This window comes from Actinobacillus vicugnae, from assembly GCF_901687125.1.
Lineage (GTDB): Bacteria > Pseudomonadota > Gammaproteobacteria > Enterobacterales > Pasteurellaceae > Actinobacillus > Actinobacillus vicugnae.
In genome coordinates this window covers 1-6233 of record NZ_CABFJY010000029.1, presented here as the reverse complement: position 1 = coordinate 6233, position 6233 = coordinate 1, and the positions used below count along the sequence as shown (strand labels likewise).

General features: G+C 40.0%; 4 protein-coding genes and 1 pseudogene. All 5 read right to left on the bottom strand.

Going from position 1 to position 6233, the window contains the following annotated elements:
- Nucleotides 1-145: pseudogene (locus tag F8M47_RS07260) on the bottom strand (contractile injection system protein, VgrG/Pvc8 family); the annotation flags it as partial.
- A gap of 85 nt (nucleotides 146-230) precedes the next feature.
- Nucleotides 231-1349, bottom strand: a complete 1119-nt coding sequence (locus tag F8M47_RS07255; protein WP_150539459.1) for a hypothetical protein — start codon at nucleotides 1347-1349, stop codon at nucleotides 231-233.
- Between the two features lie 11 nt (nucleotides 1350-1360).
- A complete protein-coding gene (locus F8M47_RS07250) occupies nucleotides 1361-4210 on the bottom strand; it encodes a toxin VasX (protein WP_425292573.1) in 2850 nt (949 codons plus the stop codon).
- A 51-nt stretch (nucleotides 4211-4261) separates the two neighbouring features.
- The gene (locus tag F8M47_RS07245; protein WP_150539457.1) at nucleotides 4262-5578 is read right to left on the bottom strand and encodes a DUF4123 domain-containing protein; all 1317 of its coding nucleotides are present in this window, start codon (nucleotides 5576-5578) and stop codon (nucleotides 4262-4264) included.
- Between the two features lie 11 nt (nucleotides 5579-5589).
- Nucleotides 5590-6233 (bottom strand): bacteriophage T4 gp5 trimerisation domain-containing protein (locus F8M47_RS07240; protein ID WP_425292572.1); only part of this gene is annotated, 644 nt, incomplete at its 5' end.

Genomic DNA, 6233 nt, shown 5'->3' with positions numbered 1-6233 from the left:
CGACCACCAGCCAACTTTGGTTAAAGTGTTCTCTTGGATGTCCTGTAAGGCTAAAGCGATAACCCGGGATTACGCGTAAATCATCGCCCGTAGCAAGTGCCACTTCCGATTCACGCCGTTCATATTCTAATCGGTATTGGTTAAACGAAATTGATAAGAATAAGACATAATCTGCACCTCAAATTAGGTGTCTAGGTTTTGGGGTGCAGATCACTTATCATCAATTACCTTTAAAGCTCTTTCCCTTTCACATTTCCCCATTCTTCATCAAACATATATTCAAATTTATGCATTGACACTTCCGGATATTCAAATAAATTCGGGCAAGGCACTTTAATAAAACCTGCTTTTCTATTTTCATCTTGTGTGATGATTTTAAATAAAGGCGCGCCTCTAGATTTATGAATTTCTTCTTTGTATGGTAGCCTGCAAGACGGTAATGCCCGAATCTTTGGTGCATCTTCTTTAAAATATTGCGTTATCATGTCTTCCAGTTTTTCTTGTTTGGGTAATCTTCGTGTATATAATCCTTCATCTATCCAGCCGAATAAAAATGAAATTAAACGCTCAAATAATCCTTTTGGACTTTCCAGCGCATTCATCATCGCTGACAATCGTTCAGGTGGAATATTTGGATTCATAAAATCTACTAAATATTTTTTCAAATAACGAGACCGATTCTTTTTATGAATATTAATGCTAAAACCACCAAAAATAACGGGAAGATACATGGAGTAGTCACAAAAAACTATTCTTGAATGGCGCGGAAAATTATTAAATTTCACTTTATTACTATACGGATGAATCCAGAAAATCAGGGAATTTATATTAATAAAATATTCTGGTAACGGACGCATAAGTTTATTGATTTCCGTTAGGTAAAGTCGTTTATTCGTGTAAGTATAAATAATGCCCCGTTTGCGGTCAAAACGCACGCGCCCCTCCGATGGATAAAGAAGGATGAATAGTGCTATGACATACCATGCGATGCTTAAATATCCATTCCATACTCTGTGTTTATGTCTATTCCACATTCTTTCCATAAATTCTTCTTTAGAATCGCCATACATTGTCATATTTGGATCCGAATCAGAAACTATTTGATTATATTCCTTTTGAAATCTTTTTTCAGGCTGAAAGGAAAACTGGAAATTTTCTCTAAAACGTTCGCTAGAATCAGGTTTAATAAAATCATAATATAATGGAATAAACAGCATAGTTATAATCAAAATGATATTGAAAGCGCCTTTCCATTTTATTTTCAATTCAATAGTATCTTCATCTATTTTTCTAAACCAACGACGCAATTCGCGTCGCTCTCTCGGTGATAAATTATTTTCAGTACTCATTACCGCTCCTTTTAAATCATTATTGTGTGCAATAGGTAATCATCCGTAGTATAGTCCGCCGAAAATTTCGTGCCATCCTTGTCGGTAAAGGTGACTTCCAACTTAATATTTTCCTGTGTAATTCCGTTTTCCCTCAAGGAAAAAACGACATCGCGATTCAGCGTTAATTCCGCGTGCTCAATCTCTTTCGATTCTGCATAAGGAATATAGCAGACAATTTTTAGATTGGTTAAATTCGGTTGCGTTCGCCAAAATTCCGCACAGGAAATTTTAAACCGTCCTTTGCCCATTGGGGTAATTTGCAACCCGGACTGAATAAAATAGCCATAGACTTCATCTTCAAAACCTTTACTGATAAGAAGGTGTTCTTTTTTATCATTCGGAGATTTTGGTTCTATTTGAGATAATATTTCTGTTCGTTGTATTTGTTTGTCAAACTCATCACGATCAGAGTTATCCCAATAATAGTATTTGTCCGAATTCCCCCAAAATCCGTTTTTCACCCAGTTTACCAAGGTACTGTCGCTAAAGAAAACCACAATAATACTACCGATTAAAGCTATTACGCCAATCCCCCAACCGACAGGACCGGAAATTATCGTTCCAGCAATAATTCTCGCTAAAATCGCCGTCATTCCCATCATAGAACTTAAAAACAACAAACCATAGCCAAAAAAAGCAGCAGCATCCTGATTTGCTATCGCCTCTTCAATCCCTCCCCATGCTATCACGGCAGTTAACGCGCCGCCCAATATCCCTAACGACGCATAACCGAATTTTAATGGCTGACCTTTAATCGCCTGCCAAATACTCCCCGAACGATTCCTCAGCGTAAATCCCGTCGGATTTGAGATTAATCCCGCCAAATACGATAAGTTCATCGTCGCCACCGCCGTATCCATCACCGCCGCACTTCTCACCAACGCCGGATTCGTCGTCCATTTCCCCGCTTTTGTTTTCGCTGATTTGCTTTTTATTGCCAAATCGTCATTCAAAGCAAGCAGTCCGCTATATACCGCAATAAAGTTCAATGTGCCGCCATAACGCCGAGTGAACAGGAAATCAATATTCGCTTTGCCTTGCGCGATTTTCTCCATCTCCGCTTCAACTAACCCCGGTAAACACTTATTCAATGAATATAAAAACGTTTTTCGATGTACGGCGGAAAAATCAATATGACGATTAGGCTTTCCGTTGGCTTTATTCGTCACCCGTTCTTGCTGCGACAATTGCGACAATTGGCTTTTGCTTTCCTCTAATAAGATTTTTTGTAACGTTTCAAAAGCTGTCTTAGTTCTTGAGGCGTCATCCCAAATATCCGCAAGTCCTAAAAGACTAAAAATATGTCTTGCCGTGGCGCTCTTATATAATGCCGCCGATTGACCGAACACATTCAAACCAGTTTCCAGAAAATCATTCAGTCCCTTATACAGTCTTTTTGACGAGCTCCATTTTTCATTTAACTCAAATCCCGCCTTAGCCCCTTGTGCAACCAACGGTTCAAGCGTTTCTAAGCCTTTAGATAAAGACTGTTTCGCCCACTCAAGAAACGGCTCGGATGATTCATTTTTAAGCGATACCCCAAATAAATGGCTTAAATAAGCAATGCCTTTCGGTGTGCTTGATGTGCCTAATGTAATGTCTTTTAATAAACTAAAAAAACAATAAGCCGAATAAGCAGATTCCTGCAGACTTTTGACACCTAGCATGCATTGTAATGCCAAGCCAATCGTGAATTTAAACGCCTTTCTCTCACCTAAACGCCAAATCTGTTCAATCAGCTTTTCCATCGGTTTTTCATACGATTCAAATGATGTTTTTAATAAAGAGGTGAACTTTGACTTAAACTGCGGGTTTAATGCTTTTTCTACGCCACGTTGCGCAATCACCCGTTCACTTTCTTTATGCGGATATTTCTCTCCCCGCACGTCATATGCAATCTTCGGGTCAATAATATTGCCGATTGTTATCGGATAAAGATACTTGGCATGATAATCGGCTTGCTTTTGAGCTAAATCAAGCGTAATTTTTTGCAACTCGTGCATTTCCCCCGCTACGTCTTCCAATGCCACCATCAACGCTTTCTCATAAGGCAACATAGACGACTGCTTCGGCAAGCCCGATTGCGGTGCTAATTGAGTGTACCATCCGTGCGTAACCGTTGATAGGTCTTTCGTCCCTGCATACTCTAAAACATGCACCTGTAAACTACCAAATGGATGTTGATTTACATCAAGCAACTTATCAACATCTATCGTCGTCATCACCGATTTTCTAAATCCGCCCTCTTTCTCCAAGCGTTCAAACATCTCCGACGACCACGCATATTCGCTATAAGCTATATCTACCTTGCCGACATCCTTATCCACAAACGGACAACTGAACGTGCTGACGTTCGCTACACAAGGATATCGCTTCTCATCTAATTTACCAACACCCCATTTACCGTTCGCTCCACGTTCCCCCCATTTATACAGCAAAAAAGTATATTGCCCAAAATGCGTTTCTATCCCGCCTGGGCGTTCAAACTCGCTTGCGCTGTTCATATCATTACTATGGGTAATATAACGAAACACCAGCCATTTCCCCGCCTTATCCGTCGAAAACAAACGGTGTTTAGTATGCGCATAAATATAAATAAAACCCTGACGAAGTTGCATTAACCGATGTGAACTGTCCCTCGTGTGGGTCGCCAATATCCCGTTCGGGGCAGAAATATGACCAACTTGGCCTTTTCTAGCATTATTTAAATAGTTAACGCCTAATCCGTAACGCACTGGGTAAATCGGTATCACCGGTAAAATACATTTACTGTTGTTATTGTAAGGCTCCGTTGATAGTTTCTCTGCTGTTTGCTTAATCCCTTTTTACCTTTTGGGACGCTGACTGTTGTTTCTGTGCAACTTGCCCTGTCATGATGCTTTATCCTTTTCTATCAAATCGTTCATTAAACTTTCGGTTAAATTCAACCCCGTATCACCCGTTTCCTGATGCGCCTCTTCTAACAACGCAAAATAATCCCAATTATTAGCTTCCGCTATTACCCTGCCGCTTAAATACATCCAATAACCCTGTACGGAATCCGCAACTTGTCGTAGCTTCCCTTCCTCTAGCCAGATATCAAACAGATTTGGGGCAATTTCAGGAAAGTAGTTCTCAGCAGTTTTTATCAATTTTGTTTTCATGCGTTCCCAACTGATTTGTTCCATGATTTTCCGTTCTAATTCACCCAATTCAATACGCGCAGGTTGGATATTTTCCGCTAACCTATCTAATTCAAAAGTGATAAACCGCTTTTCAATCCGCACACCGAATGCCTCTATCACTTGTTTGCCGTCCCTCACGCCGAATAATGCCGCCAAATGCGCAGGATGATTTGTTAATTTGGGTAAATACCGATTCAGTACTTGCGGGTCATAAAAACGGAAAAAATACCATTTTTGTGTTTCAGGATCTTGCAAATGCGTAAATTTTTTTAAATGCCGATACACCGTGTCAAAATCATGAGTACTGCGAATAAAAATAGCGGGATTCGCTTGCCAATAACTCAGCACCTCACTATCCATTTGACGAAATAATGTTTGCAGCAACTCTACACAAGCAAGATGACTAGGATCGAACTCAATTAAATAAGGGGCACTATTTTCAAGGCTTTCACCTATTGCCCCAGTATAAAGGTTTGCCGCTTTGCCTGCTTGTTCCAGCCTGTCGGACAATCCCACGACTTTCGCACAATCAACAACGGCATAATAGTGCATCTCACCTTGTGAGATTTCACTCAAATCTACCAATTTATGCCATTCATCTAACCCTTTAAATTTTGAGAAAAAACGGTTTTTTAAGGGCGATGGCAATGCTTCGTTGCCGAAAATGTCTATAAATGGTTCAAAATTAATGTTCTCTTGAATAAGATATTCTTGGTCTTGCGCTAAAGGCACATTAGCCAAGTCGCCTTCATTTAAAAGAGCAATTGGATTTTGCTCAGATAAATGCTTCGCCCAATAAACTAAACCTGATGAAAAGCCATGTCGATTGAACCAAGTTAAAATAGGCAGAGGGGCTAATTGCATATAGCCTTCAATCGCATTTTCCTGACAAAATTCATCCACTTGCTTCAGATAAGCCTCTGAATTTTCCGCTATCCCAACGATATAGCCTGTGGATACCCCATTTGCTGAACCTATTGGTGAATAGTGGTAGTAACTCACCCAAATTTTCGATTCACTCATTAGACATCCCTTTACTCTTTATTTTTCATTGCTTCGCAGACTTGGCAGATTTCCTGCCCATTGTTAGCGGAAAGGCTAATCACCTGCGGTGCTTCAGGGCTTCCTCCAATAATAGATAAATTACCTTTTATCGTTACCTTTCCTTTTAACATGATACCTGAACCATCAATAAGCATTGTGCCTGCTTTCCCCATAACTTTAACATTGGTTGAACCGATAATTCTGACTTGTTGGCTATGTTGTTTCAGCTCTTTGCCTACTTTAATAGACACATTTTTCGATATCGTATGGCTATGATTTCGCCCACTATGTATTGTCTGATCCGCATACACATCCAAACTAAAATGATTACCGATGTTAAGTACATCATCTTTTTCAATTTTGGTAATGCGGTTGCGATTAACGTGTAGGTTTTGATCTTGTCCAATCGTAATCGATTCATCTACTCCCACACTTTCCGTGCGATTATTGCCGATGTTGATAGTTTCATCGTGCCCCACCTGCTCCGTGCGGTCATTGCCAATCTGCGTGGTTTCGTCATGATTCACCACGTTGTTTTGGTCTTTTTGTGCATGGATAAACACTTCTTCTCGGTCTTTTTCATCTTCAAAGCGTAATTCGTTAAATCCATTTCCCTTGTGGGTTTTGGATTTAA